This is a genomic window from Oceanobacter sp. 4_MG-2023 (genome assembly GCF_030689165.1).
Lineage (GTDB): Bacteria > Pseudomonadota > Gammaproteobacteria > Pseudomonadales > Oceanobacteraceae > Oceanobacter.
In genome coordinates this window covers 25,491-41,171 of the sequence record NZ_JAUYVV010000027.1, presented here as the reverse complement: position 1 = coordinate 41,171, position 15,681 = coordinate 25,491, and the positions used below count along the sequence as shown (strand labels likewise).

Here is a 15,681-nt window from a genome sequence, read left to right as displayed (position 1 = left end):
GTTGCCGCCGTCCAGTGCGGTGTTGACGAATTTGAAAAGGACTCGTCATTTCGCTGCATTCGTCGCCTTGCCCTGAATAACGGCAACACTCACGCAGAGCCGTGCAGGATTAAATCGATGTCCCCATTAGGAAGAAGGGCTTATGTTTTACAAAGTATTGATTCCTGTGGATCTTGCCTATCCACAGGAACTGCCGTTGTTGATTGAGGCGGCAAGAGAACTGACCAGTGACAATCCTCATGTGGATTTTATTTTTCTGTATATCGATGACAGCAAAGACAATAACGTGGTGGTGCTGTACCCGGATCAGCAATTTAACTCGTTGCGCCAGCGTGATAACGAAGACAAGTTGCTGGCCTTGCTGCGTAATTTGATGCCAGCAACCCTGCATTACAGCAGTCGGGTTCGTCGTGGTGTGGTGCATCAAAAGATTCTTGAGGAAGCGGGTAGCCGCTATGCCGATATTATTGTGATGATGGCGCAGAAACCCGGTCAGGGTCGTTATAGTATCGGTTCGAATGCTGAGCGTGTGGTGCGTCATGCCAAGTGCAGCGTGATGGTGGTGCGAGAAGGCTAGTGCCTGTACCGCCCAGGTTGTCGGCCAGTTCTAGAGCAGGCGATGGCCAATACCGTTGTAGATCATATCTGCCAGTTGCTGCGCCAGTTCGGCTGGTTGCTGGCGGATGTTACCGGAGATAATGCCGGAAATAATGCCGATGGTGGCGGAGCCATAGAAGGTAGAAATCAGCAGGATATCATCTTCGCTGGGTGGTTCGTTGAAGCTGCGACTGGCCCCGCGGCAGAAGAAATCGGTGTTCTGGTTCAGGATCCGTTGCAGGGCCTGCTCTCCGGCCCGGCCGGACAATGCCAGTTGTAGCAGGGTATCGTCCGGGCAGAGGGTTTCCAGCAGATGCTGGATAAAGTCCACCAGGCGATCCGGTTCCGGGGTGCCTTCATCTTCGAGAAAGTTCTGGAACAGTTGCTCGCGCCGCGCCAGCCACTGTTCAATATGTTCAATGATAATGTCCTGGCGATTTTGATAATTGGAATAAAAGGTCGGGCGGGTGACACCGGCCTTGTCGGCAATTTGTTCAATGCTGATCTGTTCCAGAGGCCGCTTCTTGAGTAGCTCAGCCAGTGCATTTCTTAACTTTTTTCGACTTTTTTCTCTGCGAATATCCATCCCAAACCATCCTGCGTAGCGGGTAAAAACGGGTCTGTCGGTAGCAACTGTGTGGGGTTGTCGGCACGGCACAACCAGAATCAGCTTTGTTGCAGTTGTACCGGTAATTGGGCTGTTTCTTTGACTTCTTCCATAACAATGTAACTTCTGGAGTTTTTTACGCCGGGAAGGGTCAGTAACATATCGCCGAGTAAGGCTCGGTATTCGGACATGTCATTGATACGTGCCTTGATCAGGTAGTCGGCGTCGCCGGAGACAAGATGACATTCGAGTAAGTAAGGCAGGGTATCGACGGCCTGATTAAAGCGCTGGAAGGCGTCTGGTGACTGGTAAGACAATGAAATTTCGACAAAGACCAGCATGCCGTAACCCATCAGCGCCGGGTTCAGCCGGGCGTAATAACCCTCGATATAACCGTCTTTTTCCAGGCGTTTGACGCGCTCTATACAGGGAGTGGAGCTGAGGCTGACTCGTTCGGCCAGGTCAACGTAGCTGATGCGGCCTTCTTTTTGCAGTTCTTGCAGAATGCGGCGGTCGAGCCTGTCGAGTGGTTTGCGCTTGTAATCACTGGTGGCTGCCATCGGGCTGATCTCCCTGAAATCAGATTGTCATGAATGTTATTTATTCAGGGTTATCTTCTGAATAGTCTTTAATTTCCAGTGAAATATACTGTATTTGAGTAAATATTAAAGGCTTTTTCTATGATTTTATCGCTAGAATTTCACCATTAAACGCGGTGATGTTTTCCTGTCGGTGTTGCTATCGCAGCGCGGAATAACGCACCGGACTTTGTGATGCAGTGATCTTGTGGGGGCAGTCGTTATGAAAATTCTGGTGTTGGGCGCGGGTGTGTTGGGCGTCTCGTCTGCCTGGTATCTGGCCAAGTCTGGGCATGAGGTGACGGTGGTGGAACGCCGCTCTGGTGTGGCAGATGAAACCAGTTACGGTAATGCCGGCATGTTGTCTTATGGCTATTGCAACCCATGGGCAGCACCGGGTATCCCTTTTAAGGCGGTTAAATGGATGATGCAGGATCTGGCACCGATTATGGTCAGTCCATCGGCATTTAATGTCAGCACCTCGGCCTGGATGCTGAAGATGCTCGGCCAGTGTGGTGAAGATGCTTATCGCATTAACAAGAATCGTATGCTGCGTATCACGGAGTACAGCCGCATTTGTTTTGATCAGTTGCAGCAGGACCGCCCGATCCATTACGACCAGCGCCATCAGGGCACGGTTGAGCTGTTCCGGGATCAGGAAAAAATGGATTCCATCGGTGCCGACCTTGAGTCCCTGCGTGAGTGCGGTGTGGAGCACCAGGTGATTGATCATGCGACTTGTATCCAGCATGAACCAGCGCTGGCGAATGTTTCCCAGAAGTTTGTTGGTGGCTTGATGTTCCCGAACGACGGTACCGGTGACTGTCGCAAGTTTACCCAGGGGCTGGCGGCGGCTTGCCGTGACCTCGGGGTGATTTTCATGATGGATACCGAGGTCAAGGGACTGGAAGCGTCTGGTGGTGAAATCCATGGGGTCGTGACTTCCAAAGGACGTTTGACCGCTGATAAGTATGTGGTTGCGATGGGCAGCTATTCTCCGATGTTGATGAATCCATTAGGCATCAAGTTACCGATCTATCCGATCAAGGGCTACTCACTGACGCTGCCATTGCTGGATGAAAGCAAGGCTCCCCAATCCACGGTGATGGATGAAGAGTACAAGGTGGCGGTGACCCGTTTTGATGAGCGTATCCGGGTTGGTGGTACGGCTGAGATTGCCTTCTTCGACCTGAGCCTGAAAGAAAGCCGTCGCAAGGCTGCGGATTTTGTTGTCAGCGATCTGTTTCCAGGGGCCGGGGATCTGGAGAAGGCCGAGTTCTGGTGTGGTCTGCGGCCAATGACACCAGACAGTGTGCCGATTATCGGTAAAACGCCGTTTAATAATCTGTATCTGAATACCGGTCATGGCACCCTGGGCTGGACCATGTCACAAGGCTCGGCACGTTTGTTGGCCGATATTGTGAATGAGCGTGATCCTGATATCAGCACCGAAGGCTTGTCAGTCCATCGCTATCTCTAGTCGCGCCCTGAGCGGGTATTTCCGAGCTGGCTCTGGCACCGGTCTGCAGCAAGCAAGTTAACGGCCGTTACCTTGTTTTTACTGCGGCCGGTGGCTTTATGGCAGTACTATTTGTCCTGGTCGCCGGATGTTCGATCAGGCGACGTTCAATGAATAATGAGGTTTTTATGAGCAACAAGAAGATTATTGCAACCAATCAGGCTCCGGCTGCCATCGGCACTTACTCACAAGCCGTTCAGGTGGGCGATACGCTGTACATGTCCGGTCAGATTCCGCTGGACCCTGCCACCATGGAAATGGTGACCGAGTCGTTTGAAGCTCAGGCTGTACGGGTGTTCGAGAACCTGAAAGCGGTAGCTGAAGCGGCTGGTGGTTCTTTGAATGATGCCGCCAAGCTGACCATTTTGCTGTCGGATATGGACTTCTTCCCGCAAGTGAATGAAGTGATGGCGCGTTATTTTGATGAGCCATATCCCGCTCGTGCGGCGTATGCCGTAAAGGCGCTGCCAAAAGCAGCTGATATTGAAGTTGAGGCGATTCTGGCGCTGTAACCAGCCGCTGATCGTCACTGTGGAGTAGTTATACATGTCTCGTCCTGCGCAGGCCCGGATTCGTCTGGATCATATTATTGCCAACTACCAGTTGGCGTGTTCATTACATCCCGCCGGTCAGGCGTTGGCAGTGGTCAAGGCGGATGCCTATGGTCATGGCGCTGTCCCGGTGGCTCAGGCACTGGCTCCTTACGCTCCGGCGTTTGCGGTGGCCTGTATTGAGGAGGCGCTGGAACTGCGTGCGGCGGGAATGACTCAGCCGGTCTTGTTGCTGGAAGGTTTTTTCAGCAATGACGAATTACCGGTGATCGCCGAACAGAATTTCTGGACCGCAGTTCATCGGTACGACCAGATCCAGGCGCTGGCAGCGACTCGTGTCGCTGAACCGCTGCATATCTGGTTGAAGGTAGATACCGGCATGCATCGCCTGGGGTTTGCGCTGGATGAGGTGGCTGATGTGAGTCGGCAGCTGTTGGCCTTGCCCCAGGTGGGGCAGGTCACATTGATGACCCACTTTGCCAATGCCGATACCCGGGTCACCCCCGGTATTGATGTACCGACTCAATTGACGGGTCTGACTGAAGTTGCTCAGGCGCTGGGTCTGGATATGAGTGTGGCCAATTCGGCGGCACTGATGGTGCACCCGATGGCGCACAAGCAGTGGCAGCGGCCAGGTATCATTCTTTATGGTGCTTCACCATTGGATTTTGATAACCAGACTGCGTTGCAGTTACAGCCTGCGATGTCGCTGGTTACCGAGGTGATTGCGACCCGCTGGGTTCAGAATGGCGACAGTGTCGGCTACGGCAGTCGTTTTGTGGCAACCAAACCAACCCGGATCGGGACGATTGCGATGGGTTATGCCGATGGGTATCCACGTCAGGCAGAAGAGGGGACGCCGGTGATCGTGAACGGTCAGCGCACGCGTCTTCTGGGTCGGGTGTCGATGGATATGATGACCGTTGATTTGACCGATGTGGACGGTGCGGCGGTAGGTAATGCCGTTGAACTATGGGGCTCTCAGCTGGATGCCAATGAAGTGGCCGCTCATTGCGATACCATTTCCTATCACCTGTTTACGGGTGTTACCCGACGTGTCCCACGTATTTATTTGACCAGTTAAAAACCCTGTTGCAGCGCAAGTTGGCTCTCTGGCAGCCAACGGCTTGCGGCTTGGCGGCTTCCTGTCCCCGGCCTTTTCTGGCCAGGGGAAATATCTACCCTCTAGGGGGTATGTCTTTTTACCTGCCTGAGCCACAACACTTGGCTCCGGGTGGATAGAGGTCAAGTGCTGTGGTGTTGTAATCACACCGCTTGATCCTCTCTCTGTTCCATCTCTTGGTGCTATGCCAGCACCGGTAAAAACGATGAACCATGGAATCAGAATCATGATGCTAGCGAGATTGGCCGGTTGGCTGTTGGTGTGCGCTTTGTCATTGGGCGGATTGGCTGTACAGGCCCAGGAAGAAACACCAGTGTTACGGGTGTTGAACTGGAGTGATTATATTGAACCGGGTGTATTGGAAGCTTTTGAGAAAGAATTCAATATCGAGATAGATTACGTCGAGTTCGACAGTCTGGATAAGTTCGCTACCTTGTATTTTGATGATCGTCAGCAATTTGATCTGATTTTCCCACCCAGCCGTATCATGAACACGCTGGCTAGCAAGTCGCTGGTTCGGCCTCTGATGACTCAGCAGCTGCCGGACTGGGATTCATTGCGTCCGGATATTCTGAGTGACTACAGCCAGCAGGATGACGGTGTCTTGAACGGCGTGCCGTATATGTGGGGGACGACCGGATTGGGCGTGAACCGCAAGGCGCTGGCGGAGCTGGGCCTGGCTGATTATGAAAATTCCTGGGCCTTGCTGTTTGATCCGGATGTGCGGCAAAAAGTGGCCCAGTGTGGTATCGGGTTGCTGAATGAGCGGGATGAGATTTTTGCGGCAGCGCTGTCGTATCTGGGGTATTCCGTCAACAGTCTGAGCAAAGAGCAGCTGCAACAGGCTGGTCAATTGCTGAAAGATTCGTTGGGTGAGGTCAGCTATTTACACACAACCCAGTATCTGGATGACCTGGCCAGCGGCAAGATCTGTGTGGCTGTGGGGTATTCCGGTGATTTGCTGACAGCGGCAGCGGGCAATGCCGATTTGTCGTATTTTATTCCCCGGGAGGGGGCGGCGTTATGGATTGATGTCATGGCGATTCCGACCAACGCCAATTCGCCAGAGTTGGCGTACCAACTGATCCGTTTCCTGATGCGAGGTAACATCGCTGCAAAGAATTCCAACTATCTGGAATATCCCACCGCGATGGCATCGGCTAATCGTTTTGTGGAGCCGGAGATCCTGAACAATCCGGTGATCTATCCGGCCATGGCTCAATTGCATGAAATGGAAGCACTGGCCCCCCGAGGCCGCAGCAGTAGCCGGGTGATGCAGCGCTTATGGGTGGATGCCATTTGTGCCCGGGGTAACTGGTGTTCGGTGCCGATGAGCTCGATGTTCTGAGGCAAATATTTTATGAAATAAAAACCGCTCCGCGCGTGTGATACTGGCCAGCGGGTGGGCCAACGGTTATTTATGACAGTCTGGGTAACAGTAGAACGCAACTTTATCCGCCTTTATGGTTCAATACTGGATTTTTGTGCGGTGGAGTAGTTCTGTATGTCCAGCTGGGTCAGGCGGGTAGGGTTGATAGCGATGATCGGTGGGCTCTTGTCCGCTTGCAGTCATTGGCCGGGACCTGAGCATCGAGCCGTTAACATGGCGGCGATTGAAGAGGTGGTTGCTCGACATAATCCGGATATTGACTTGAGCTGTCCGGAACTGGATCCGGTGCTGGCCGGGCAACAGGAGCAACAGGCCCAGCTGAAGGCATTACAGCGGCAGGTGCGGCGCCTGACCGCCGCTAACCCGGCTCCGGTCAGCTGTCCAACCACTGGTGCTGAGACCACAACCGATACCCATACTGATAAGCTGGTCGTCGGCGCCACCGAATGGATTTATCTCACTCCGCCAGGGCATCATTATCGTGCCCGCGTTGACAGTGGTGCGGCGACGTCGTCACTGAGTGCTCGCAATATCACCCGCTTTGAACGTAACGGTCAGCCCTGGGTGCGTTTTCTGCTACAACACGATGATGAATCGGAACCCCGGAAGATCGAAGCCAAACTGGTACGTAACGTGTTGATCCGGCAGGCGTCAAATGCCGATCTGGATCGGCGGCCGGTGGTGGAGTTGACGGTGCACCTGGGGCAACAACTACAGCAAAAAGCTGAATTCTCATTGGCTGATCGCTCGCAAATGACATATCCGATTTTGCTGGGGCGATCATTTCTGCAAGATGTCACCTTGATTGATGTCGGGAAAAAATTTCTATTGGGTAAATATCAGCCCGATTTGCAGATACCTGTTGTGAGTGAAGAGCAATGAACGGATCTCGCTGGCCTTATATTGCATTGATACTGCTGCTGTTAAGTGCAGGAATTGCACAGATTCTTCATCGTCACTGGGTGTATGACGTGCCCCTGCTACCAGGGAAATCACAAGTGGTCTGGTCGGTTGAAGCCCGGGTTGAGCTCAGTACTGACGGTGATCCGGTGCGGGCTGTTCTGGCTCGGCCGTCCAATCAGCCCGGATTTATGCTGCTGCGTGAAAGTGGTGCCTCTCCCGGTTATGGCTTGAATTTTATCGATGGGGGCAATCCGGTTGCCGAGTGGACCAAGCGTACCGCCAGCGGGCGGCAGACCTTGTTCTATCGTGCGGATGTGCTGGAAAGTGATGCTTACGAATTGATGCCAGAGCCAGCACCGGCGGTAACGGAAAGCAGCTGGCCGGAACCTTACGCCAGTGCCGTGGGGCAATTGCTGGCGCTGGCACATCGGACGTCAGCGGATAATTTCAGTCTGGCGCGAGAGTTACTGAAAGCTTTTGCAGCGGAACCTCGTGCCCAGCATGTGGAGTTGTTGATCAGTGAATTTGATCAGAGCCTGCCGCAGTTGCTGGTAGACATGCTCAACAAGGCGGGTGTGCCAGCACGGCTGGTATATGGCCTGCGCTTGCAGGACGGTCGTCGACAACAGCAGCTGTTGCCTTATATTCGGGTCTGGCAAGACAACCGCAGCCAGGTGTTTGATATCCCCTTACAGGCCCGCAACCCGGCCTTGTTTGATCGGAATGCGCCGCTGCTGCTGTGGGAGCAGCGCGGGGAACCGGTGCTGGAAGTGTCGGGTGGTTATGATTCGCAGGTGCGTTTTGCCATGATTCGGCGCGAGGAGTCGACCTTTGCCAGTGTGGCCAACCGGTTGTCGGATCAGCACGAGTTACTGAATTTTTCCATACACAGTCTGCCGGTAGAAGAGCAGGCCATGTTCAAGACCATTCTGCTGTTGCCGATAGGGGCGTTAGTGGTGTGTCTGTTGCGCATTCTGGTGGGCATCCGTACTTCGGGTACTTTTATGCCGGTACTGATTGCGGTGGCCTTTATTCAGACCTCATTGGTTACCGGGCTGGTGGGATTCCTGCTGGTGGTGGCTACCGGGTTGGTGATTCGCAGTTACCTGTCGCGCCTTAACCTGCTACTGGTGGCGCGTATATCGGCGGTGATTATTACGGTGATTGCCATTATCGGCTTGTTCAGTGTGGCATCTTACAAGTTGGGTCTGACCGAAGGTTTAAAAATCACTTTCTTCCCGATGATTATTCTGTCGTGGACGATTGAGCGGATGTCGATTCTGTGGGAAGAAGAAGGCGGCAGAGAAGTGATGCGTCAAGGCGGAGGCAGCTTGCTGACCGCGGTTGTTGCCTATTGGGCAATGAGTGACCCGCTGATACGCCACCTGACGTTTAACTATATTGGTGTGCAGTTGGTGATTCTGGCACTGGTATTGATGCTGGGCACCTACACTGGCTATCGCCTGTTGGAGTTACGTCGTTTTGTGGCGCTGCGCCATGAGTAAGCTGGCGTTTCGGCCGCTTTGGCAGGCACTGCGGCGACGCTTGATGCTGCCGTTGCAATTGCATCAGGCAGGGGTTCTGGGCATGAATGCCCGTAATCGTTTGTATATCAGCCGTTATAATCCACGTACGTTGTACCCACTGGTGGATAACAAATTAAAAACCAAGCGCCTGGCAGAGCAGGCGGGCATTGCGGTACCAGAGTTGATTGGCACCATTCAGTCACAACATGAAGTCGAGACATTGGGGCAGCAGTTATCCGGAATCCCGGCTTTTGTGATCAAACCGGCCAAAGGCTCTGGCGGTAAAGGAATTGTGGTGGTTCAGAGCTGTGAGGGGGATTATTGGGTGCGGGCCAATGGCAGTCCGATTATGCTGAGTGAGCTCAAGCGCCATGCCTCCAACATTCTTGCCGGCCTTCACAGTCTGGGCGGATCACCGGATGTCGCCATTATTGAGCGTTGCATCCAGTTTGATGACTCCTTGCAACGGTTTTCCTATGAAGGGGTACCGGATGTCCGGGTGATTGTCTGTCGTGGTTATCCGGTGATGGCGATGACCCGATTGGCGACCCGAGCCTCGGATGGCAAGGCCAACCTGCACCAGGGTGCCGTCGGTGTCGGTCTTGGGCTGGCAAATGGACAGGCGTTACATGGAGTACAGAATGGCCTGCCTATGATGCAACATCCGGATACCCAGGAGAAGCTGTCAGAGCTGTTTATTCCCCAATGGCAAGATCTGCTGGTACTGGCCGCCCGTTGTTATGACATGACCGGGTTGGGTTATCTCGGTGCCGATATTGTTATCGATCGCCAGCATGGCCCGTTATTGCTGGAGCTAAACGCGCGTCCGGGGCTGGCGATACAGCTGGCGAATGGTGCCGGGCTATTGCCTCGCTTGAAAGTTATTGATGCATTAGCTGCTGCAGATTTGCAGCGCCCGGCAGAAGAGCGGGTGGCGCTCTGTCAGCAGTGGTTCGGTGCTGGTCATCCAGGCGCCGCCTGCGGTATGGAAGATCACTTCGAATCAGGCACCGATAGACTGTAACATGCAGCAGGTACAAGCACATGACACACGGCTGAATGGCCTGTGGATCAGGCGGTAGCGTGAGTATGCCGGATGAACAAAGAGGTTGATTGTTCCGGCTTGTGATTGTTGAGTGCGGGTCGATCCGACGGCTGTCAAGAATGTTGAAAAGGGTCCTTTGACCGACACTGTTTTCAGATCAAGTCTGCTGATAATAATCCGTTGGAAGCGGGTTTAAACTCGATAAGTCTTTGATAGTATTGATGGTTATTTTTCGAGGATGAGGCAGTGAAGATCGGATTTGTCGGGCTGGGTCTCATGGGTACCCCTATGGTGTTACGGCTGCTACAGGCTGGCTATTCCGTACGGGTCTGGAACCGAACGCCTGAAAAAATGGCGACAGTGGTAGCAGCAGGTGCCCAGCAAGCGACATCGGTAGCAGAACTGACACAACAATGTGATGTGTTAATGGTCTGTGTCACCAATACCAGTGCCGTTCGTGATATTGTTTTTGGCCCCCAGGGGGTGACTGCCACCGGACGTCAAGGTCAGGTGTTGGTGGATTTCTCCAGTATTGCACCACAAGCAACCCGGGAAATGGCCACAGAACTCAGCTCTTGCTGTGGTATGAATTGGGTTGATGCTCCGGTATCCGGTGGTGTTGTTGGTGCCGAGCAGGGCACATTGGCAATGATGGCCGGTGGTGATGGAGCCGTTATAGATCAACTGCGGCCTGTCCTGGCTGTGCTGTCGCGGCAACTGACCCATATGGGAGCAACCGGTACCGGGCAGGTTGCCAAGATTTGCAACCAGATGCTGGTCAGCTGCAATGTGCTGGTGATGGCGGAAGTTTTTGCCCTGGCAGAGCAGGCCGGCGTACAAACATCGTTATTACCGCAGGCTTTACAGGGGGGCTTTGCGGATACGACACCACTGCAACTGACGGGCCCGAAAATGGCAGTCCGCGATTTTGACAATATCAAATGGCGGGTCAACACTTTACTCAAGGATATGAATATGGCCAGTGATCTGGCGCAGTCGTTGGGTAGCGCCGTGCCGATGGCAGGGCTGGGCGTTGAATTATTACGCCAACACGCAGGTAGAGGGTTTGGAGAGCAAGATCCTGCTACATTGATTCACTTGTATATGGAGATATTGTCAGGTGAAGACAAGCGCTAATTTATCCACTTTATATACAGAATTACCCTTTATGAAACGGTTTACCGCGGCTCGTCGGGATGGCTTCCGAGCGGTTGAAATCCAGTTTCCGTATGACTATCCGATCGCTGATCTCAAGCGCCAGTTAAGTGACAACGACCTTGAATGTGTACTGATCAATGTGTCGGCTGGCGATCTGTTGAAGGGCGGCGAAGGCCTGGCCTGTGTGCCGGGCAAAACAGCAGAATACGCAGCAGCGGTTGTTGAATGCCTGTCGTATGCCCGAGCCTTGAAAATTCCTACCGTGAATGTGTTGCCAGGGCGCTGTCGCCATCCTGAGCGTCGCGATGAATATATGGCGACCTTTCTCCGCAATATGCAGGTAACCGCCGACAGCTTTGCTCCATTTGGTATTACCACGACATTTGAAGCGATTAACCGTTTTGATATGCCCGATTTTCTGGTCTGCACCGGGCGGGAAATGCTGGCCATTATGGTGGAACTGAAGCACCCCAACATCAAGGCCCAGTTCGATATTTACCATATGTCGCGTATGGGGGTGGATGTGGCTGGCTTTATCCGTCGTCATGGCCACAAGATTGGTCATATTCAGTTTGCCGATATGCCTGGCAGGCAGGAGCCTGGTACCGGGCGTGTCAAGTTTGATGAAGTATTTGCTGCGATCGAGAACAGTCATTATGACGGCTGGGTTGGGGCGGAGTATCGACCCAGTCGGGCAACCTCGACGACTCTGGACTGGATGGCTCGATTTGAAGCCCTGCGCTTGCCGGGCTGAATCCGGGTCAGATAAGGCGCCGGTGCTGTTTATTCCGTAGCAGATGGCTTCTGGTTCTGGCCATCAAACAGCCCAATCTGACTGGCTTGCTGCGGTGTGGTTCTGGAGGCGCGCTCCAGTGGTGGAGTCTCAGCCTCTACGGCGGGAGTCGGTATTGTGTGTGTATCATCCTGATACAAATTTGTCGCGCTGCTGGCGCTGGCAAACAGATCCTTTTGCGGAGTCTCTTCTGGCTGCGTTGCATCGACCGGTCGGGCTCGTCCGGCTGTTAATTTCAGACGGCGGCGTTCGCATAGATTGATAATCAGCTGTTTTTGAAAATGGGTGAAGTCATTCCAGTGGAAACGTTCCTGCCGGCTGCGTAGGCAACCCTTGCAGTATCCCTTGTTATTCACCGTACAGATGCCGCGGCACGGATTGGGAATGTCGAACAGTTCGCCTTGGTCAATCATGGGGACAATGCGTCACTGAGAATGGCTGGAGAGCGTGGTATGCGAGATAGAAAAGAAGGGTCTGCTGAAGCCAGAGGCTTCAGCGGACTTTTGGCCAGCGAATCTTGAAGGGTGACACGCCTGGTGAAAACACAAAGGGTGACCAAACAGATAACAGGGCCATGGCCGTAGAACGGCCCAGGATGTTACAGAGGGTTGACGTTTTCAGCCTGAGGACCTTTTTGACCCATGGTTACTTCCATGGTCACTTTTTGGCCTTCCTGCAGTGACTTACGGCCTGCACCGTTGATAGCACTGTAGTGAACAAAAACATCTTTACCAGATTCTTGCTCAATAAAGCCGAATCCTTTCTCATCGTTGAACCACTTAACAGTGCCCTGAACTTGATCTGCCATTTGTATTTCCTGAAATTGATGTTGGCCAAAGCCAATTTAATGCGATTTTGCTGGCACTGCGCTACTGGCCGTTCATCCGGTGAGCAATCAATGCCGATATCGACCAGTATCCTGCACACATTGGGTGAATTTGGAGCACTCGCCAATAGAGCTTGAAACGACAAGCTCACCGTCATAGTAGCTCAGTAAGTTCTGCTGACCAAGGACTGATGCAAAATAGTTGGCCATGAATTGAGCCTGAATTGAGAGATTGTCTATCAGAGGAATCTGATTGGCTCAAATTGCCTTGGATTATTGTCTTTTTAGCAAGATAATTGCCAGAATTGCAGCAGAAATGTCTTGTTTATCATGCCTTGGTCGCTGCCTCTCTGGGGTTACACGACAGGCTTTTGGCCTTGTTGCCGTGACCGCTTAAATGGATCGATCCGGATAAAACAGCCTTTATGATTCCTGATTTTCGTTTGCCAGTATCAAAAGAAGCCCAGCGCTTGTTTCATGGCCGGGGTCATAGTGAACCCGGTTTCGAACACATCAATATCGATTGGTATGCTCCTCTGCTGCTGGTGACTGTCTATCGGGAGCCGGCAGACGGCTGGATCGAGCAGTTGTCACGTTGGCTGATCGCCACTCTGCCCCAGGCCGAAGTCATCGGGATACAGTACCGCTGTCGTCCTATGGCACCGATGGAGGCGGTGGTGGGTGAATTGCCTTCCCGTCTGGAAGTGACTGAGCATGGCTTGCGTTATGAACTCAGTTTTGGCCAGTTCCAGAATACCGGCCTGTTTCTGGATATGGCCAATGGCCGTCATTGGGTCATGGAGCACAGCGCGGGCAAACGGGTATTGAATCTGTTTGCCTATACCTGCGGTTTTTCAGTGGCTGCCGTCGCCGGAGGGGCGCAGCGGGTGGTGAATGTTGATATGAGCCGCCGGGCGTTGGCGATTGGCCGAGAGAATCATCGCCTCAACGGTCATGATCTTGGGGGAGTGGTATTTGAAGGCGTGGATATTTTTCGCTCATTCGGACGCCTGAAAAAACATGGCCCATACGATCTGGTCATCGCCGATCCTCCGACCTTCCAGAAAGGCAGTGTCGATATTCGCAAGGACTATCCCAGATTATTACGTCGTTTGCGGGAAATGCTCGCCCCTTCTGCCGAGTTGCTGCTGTGTCTGAATGCCCCGGAACTGGGGGAAGCGTTCTTGCGTCAGCAAGTGGCTGATGAATGCCCGGAGTGGCGCTATATTGAGCGCTTGCCGAATCCGTCCGCCTTTATTGAGGTGGATGAAACGGCAGGGCTCAAGGTCTTACGTTATCAGTCGGAGTGACAGCGTTTGGCCGATTGTAGCTGGCGAATCCGGCGACGGGTCTGCCAGCTCCAGAACGACGCCAGCAAGGCACCACTGATGTTATGCCAAACGCTGAACAGAGCGGCGGGCAAGGCAGCCAGTGGGGTAAAGAACTGCAGTGCCAGTGCCGCCCCCAGCCCGGAATTTTGCATGCCGACCTCGATTGCTATGGTGCGGCATTCGACTTCGGTAAACCCGCGCCAGCGCGCCAGTCCATAACCCAGCGCTGTGCCCAGCAGGTTGTGTAGCATCACCGCCAGTAAGGTCATGACGCCTACGGTGGCGATTTCATCGGCATTAAGGGCAACCACAATGGCAATAATCGCGAGGATGGCAATGGTCGCAGCATTGGCCAGGTGTTTATTGACGGCCTGACGGAGTTCCGGCAGGTAATGGCTGACAGCAATCCCGGCGACAATGGGTAAAATAACGATTTTGGCCATGGTGAGCAGAATCGCCAGAATATCGATGCTGACACTCTCTGCAGCATAGAAAACCAGCAACCAGGGGGTGAGCACTACTCCCCATAGGGTCGACAGCAGTGTCATGCTGACCGACAGGGCAACGTCACCACCGGCCAGATACGTCATGACATTGGAGGCGGTGCCGCCAGCGCAGACTCCTACCAGAATCACTCCCAGTGCAACCTCTGCTGGCAGGGCCAATAGATGCACCAGTAACCAGCCCAGTAGTGGCATCAGTAAATACTGCAGGGTGACCCCCATGGCAACGGGTTCTGGCTTGCGCAAGATACGGCGGAAATCCTGCACTCTCAGCGTTAGTCCCATACAAAACATAATAAACATCAGTAAGGGAATCACTGCGCCGCTCCAGCCCAGTAACGGTTGTGGGTCGCTCCAGGCCAGCCAGCTGACGGCGATAGCAAGGAGAGGAAAGACACTTTGTAATGACAGCATGCTGTGTACCTGAGTAACGCTGATTCAGAAGTCGCGACCATATCAGGAATCCTGGTATGGGTCTTGGTGACAGACGTGTTGCAAGGTGCCATTCTGCCGGTGTAAACCCGTCCGGCAGCGGTTTGCTGCCGGGCTTATGGCTCATTGTTCTGTTGTATTTACCTTATCGCTGCGACCAGAGTGGATCTGACATGATTATTGATTTTGCCGGGATAGAAGCATCACAACGCTATTTTTTAATGACCCAGGCGATACTGCCGCGTCCTATCGCTTGGGTAATGACCCGCAATCCTTCCGGTAGCCTGAACCTGGCACCGTATTCTTTTTTTGCGCCGGTTTGCTCGAACCCGCCAACCCTGGTGGTTTCGATGGGACAAAAGCCGACAGGGGTGGAAAAAGACAGCTATGAAAACTTGCGCAGAACAGGCGAGTGCGTGGTGCATATTCCCCGTGTTGCTGATCTGGATGCCGTGAATGCCAGTTCCGCAACATTGGCTCTGGGAGACAGTGAGGTCGATCAGTTGGGGTTGGCGGTGACTGGATTTGTTGCTGGCGGTTTGCCGAGGCTGGCCGATGTTCCCCTGGCTTTCGCCTGTCATTACCAGCAACAAGTTGATCTGGGGCCGGGACCACAGCATCTGGTGTTTTTGCAAGTAGATCAGCTTTACGCCGATGAGGCGGTGCTGGAGACCGTCAAACAGAGGCAGCAAATCAATGCTGAAGCCCTGGATCCATTAAGCCGTCTGGGCGGCAAGGACTATGCCGGATTGGGCGAGCTGCTCAGCCGGGTCAGACCCGGCTGAGCATTCAGATAACC

17 protein-coding genes are annotated in these 15,681 nt (G+C 53.5%); 12 read left to right on the top strand and 5 right to left on the bottom strand.

The annotated features are described in order from the left end of the window. Positions 1-142: 142 nt before the first annotated feature. Positions 143-577, top strand: coding sequence for a universal stress protein (locus Q8W24_RS15080; protein WP_303433619.1), 435 nt, complete (start codon positions 143-145; stop codon positions 575-577). A 30-nt stretch (positions 578-607) separates the two neighbouring features. Here the strand turns inward: Q8W24_RS15080 and Q8W24_RS15075 are convergent, their stop codons facing one another. Both Q8W24_RS15075 and Q8W24_RS15070 read right to left on the bottom strand, forming a co-directional pair. Further along, complete coding sequence (locus tag Q8W24_RS15075; protein ID WP_305475834.1) at positions 608-1,183, bottom strand: TetR/AcrR family transcriptional regulator; 576 nt, start codon at positions 1,181-1,183, stop codon at positions 608-610. A gap of 80 nt (positions 1,184-1,263) precedes the next feature. Next, on the bottom strand, positions 1,264-1,764 hold the full coding sequence (locus Q8W24_RS15070) for a winged helix-turn-helix transcriptional regulator (RefSeq protein ID WP_303433622.1): 501 nt from the start codon (positions 1,762-1,764) through the stop codon (positions 1,264-1,266). Between the two features lie 241 nt (positions 1,765-2,005). Here Q8W24_RS15070 and Q8W24_RS15065 point away from each other — a divergent pair, with 241 nt between their 5' ends. The 9 genes from Q8W24_RS15065 (at position 2,006) to Q8W24_RS15025 (ending at position 11,751) form a co-directional block, all read left to right on the top strand. Then, the gene (locus Q8W24_RS15065; protein WP_305475832.1) at positions 2,006-3,262 is read left to right on the top strand and encodes a D-amino acid dehydrogenase; all 1,257 of its coding nucleotides are present in this window, start codon (positions 2,006-2,008) and stop codon (positions 3,260-3,262) included. A gap of 167 nt (positions 3,263-3,429) precedes the next feature. Further along, the gene (locus tag Q8W24_RS15060; protein ID WP_303433626.1) at positions 3,430-3,813 is read left to right on the top strand and encodes a RidA family protein; all 384 of its coding nucleotides are present in this window, start codon (positions 3,430-3,432) and stop codon (positions 3,811-3,813) included. Between the two features lie 34 nt (positions 3,814-3,847). Next, the gene (gene alr / locus Q8W24_RS15055) at positions 3,848-4,936 is read left to right on the top strand and encodes an alanine racemase (protein ID WP_305415611.1); all 1,089 of its coding nucleotides are present in this window, start codon (positions 3,848-3,850) and stop codon (positions 4,934-4,936) included. 265 nt (positions 4,937-5,201) lie between these two features. Continuing rightward, on the top strand, positions 5,202-6,323 hold the full coding sequence (locus Q8W24_RS15050) for an extracellular solute-binding protein (protein WP_303433629.1): 1,122 nt from the start codon (positions 5,202-5,204) through the stop codon (positions 6,321-6,323). Positions 6,324-6,578: 255 nt separating this feature from the next. Continuing rightward, complete coding sequence (locus Q8W24_RS15045) at positions 6,579-7,247, top strand: ATP-dependent zinc protease (RefSeq protein WP_305475831.1); 669 nt, start codon at positions 6,579-6,581, stop codon at positions 7,245-7,247. Then, the gene (locus Q8W24_RS15040; protein WP_303433632.1) at positions 7,244-8,773 is read left to right on the top strand and encodes an inactive transglutaminase family protein; all 1,530 of its coding nucleotides are present in this window, start codon (positions 7,244-7,246) and stop codon (positions 8,771-8,773) included. Before Q8W24_RS15045 ends, Q8W24_RS15040 begins: the two co-directional genes overlap by 4 nt. Further along, positions 8,766-9,818 carry an alpha-L-glutamate ligase-like protein gene (locus tag Q8W24_RS15035; RefSeq protein ID WP_370693340.1) on the top strand — a complete coding sequence of 351 codons (1,053 nt, stop codon included), beginning with the start codon at positions 8,766-8,768 and terminating at the stop codon, positions 9,816-9,818. The genes Q8W24_RS15040 and Q8W24_RS15035 overlap by 8 nt, the downstream gene beginning before the upstream one ends. Before the next feature lie 267 nt (positions 9,819-10,085). Continuing rightward, positions 10,086-10,976 carry an NAD(P)-dependent oxidoreductase gene (locus Q8W24_RS15030; protein ID WP_305475830.1) on the top strand — a complete coding sequence of 297 codons (891 nt, stop codon included), beginning with the start codon at positions 10,086-10,088 and terminating at the stop codon, positions 10,974-10,976. Positions 10,977-11,007: 31 nt separating this feature from the next. After that, entirely contained in the window at positions 11,008-11,751 is a 744-nt protein-coding gene (locus Q8W24_RS15025) for a hydroxypyruvate isomerase family protein (RefSeq protein WP_303433635.1), read from the top strand. Between the two features lie 29 nt (positions 11,752-11,780). On the opposite strand, the gene Q8W24_RS16955 is transcribed toward Q8W24_RS15025, so the two are convergent. Together Q8W24_RS16955 and Q8W24_RS15015 are read right to left on the bottom strand one after the other, a co-directional pair. Beyond that, complete coding sequence (locus Q8W24_RS16955) at positions 11,781-12,203, bottom strand: DUF1289 domain-containing protein (RefSeq protein WP_370693339.1); 423 nt, start codon at positions 12,201-12,203, stop codon at positions 11,781-11,783. A gap of 185 nt (positions 12,204-12,388) precedes the next feature. Continuing rightward, positions 12,389-12,598, bottom strand: a complete 210-nt coding sequence (locus tag Q8W24_RS15015) for a cold-shock protein (protein WP_303433637.1) — start codon at positions 12,596-12,598, stop codon at positions 12,389-12,391. A 443-nt stretch (positions 12,599-13,041) separates the two neighbouring features. On the opposite strand from Q8W24_RS15015, the gene Q8W24_RS15010 reads away from it, so the two are divergent. Then, the gene (locus Q8W24_RS15010; protein WP_305475828.1) at positions 13,042-13,926 is read left to right on the top strand and encodes a class I SAM-dependent methyltransferase; all 885 of its coding nucleotides are present in this window, start codon (positions 13,042-13,044) and stop codon (positions 13,924-13,926) included. Here Q8W24_RS15010 and Q8W24_RS15005 read toward each other — a convergent pair. After that, positions 13,914-14,864 (bottom strand): bile acid:sodium symporter family protein, encoded by a 951-nt coding sequence (locus tag Q8W24_RS15005; RefSeq protein ID WP_305452072.1) that lies wholly within the window; start codon positions 14,862-14,864, stop codon positions 13,914-13,916. The two genes, Q8W24_RS15010 and Q8W24_RS15005, sit on opposite strands and share 13 nt — an antisense overlap. Before the next feature lie 191 nt (positions 14,865-15,055). Between Q8W24_RS15005 and Q8W24_RS15000 the strand changes: the two genes are divergently transcribed. Further along, positions 15,056-15,667 (top strand): flavin reductase family protein, encoded by a 612-nt coding sequence (locus tag Q8W24_RS15000; protein WP_303433643.1) that lies wholly within the window; start codon positions 15,056-15,058, stop codon positions 15,665-15,667. Positions 15,668-15,681 lie beyond the last annotated feature (14 nt).

Coding starts and splice junctions, on each gene's coding strand:
- Q8W24_RS15060 (WP_303433626.1), top strand. CDS start 3,430: ATGAGCAACAAGAAGATTATTGCAACCAATCAGGCTCCGGCTGCCATC.
- Q8W24_RS15070 (WP_303433622.1), bottom strand. CDS start 1,764: ATGGCAGCCACCAGTGATTACAAGCGCAAACCACTCGACAGGCTCGAC.
- Q8W24_RS15040 (WP_303433632.1), top strand. CDS start 7,244: ATGAACGGATCTCGCTGGCCTTATATTGCATTGATACTGCTGCTGTTA.
- Q8W24_RS15075 (WP_305475834.1), bottom strand. CDS start 1,183: ATGGATATTCGCAGAGAAAAAAGTCGAAAAAAGTTAAGAAATGCACTG.
- Q8W24_RS16955 (WP_370693339.1), bottom strand. CDS start 12,203: ATGATTGACCAAGGCGAACTGTTCGACATTCCCAATCCGTGCCGCGGC.
- Q8W24_RS15050 (WP_303433629.1), top strand. CDS start 5,202: ATGATGCTAGCGAGATTGGCCGGTTGGCTGTTGGTGTGCGCTTTGTCA.
- Q8W24_RS15015 (WP_303433637.1), bottom strand. CDS start 12,598: ATGGCAGATCAAGTTCAGGGCACTGTTAAGTGGTTCAACGATGAGAAA.
- Q8W24_RS15080 (WP_303433619.1), top strand. CDS start 143: ATGTTTTACAAAGTATTGATTCCTGTGGATCTTGCCTATCCACAGGAA.
- Q8W24_RS15045 (WP_305475831.1), top strand. CDS start 6,579: ATGGCGGCGATTGAAGAGGTGGTTGCTCGACATAATCCGGATATTGAC.
- Q8W24_RS15065 (WP_305475832.1), top strand. CDS start 2,006: ATGAAAATTCTGGTGTTGGGCGCGGGTGTGTTGGGCGTCTCGTCTGCC.
- Q8W24_RS15000 (WP_303433643.1), top strand. CDS start 15,056: ATGATTATTGATTTTGCCGGGATAGAAGCATCACAACGCTATTTTTTA.
- Q8W24_RS15025 (WP_303433635.1), top strand. CDS start 11,008: ATGAAACGGTTTACCGCGGCTCGTCGGGATGGCTTCCGAGCGGTTGAA.
- Q8W24_RS15035 (WP_370693340.1), top strand. CDS start 8,766: ATGAGTAAGCTGGCGTTTCGGCCGCTTTGGCAGGCACTGCGGCGACGC.
- alr (WP_305415611.1), top strand. CDS start 3,848: ATGTCTCGTCCTGCGCAGGCCCGGATTCGTCTGGATCATATTATTGCC.
- Q8W24_RS15005 (WP_305452072.1), bottom strand. CDS start 14,864: ATGCTGTCATTACAAAGTGTCTTTCCTCTCCTTGCTATCGCCGTCAGC.
- Q8W24_RS15010 (WP_305475828.1), top strand. CDS start 13,042: ATGATTCCTGATTTTCGTTTGCCAGTATCAAAAGAAGCCCAGCGCTTG.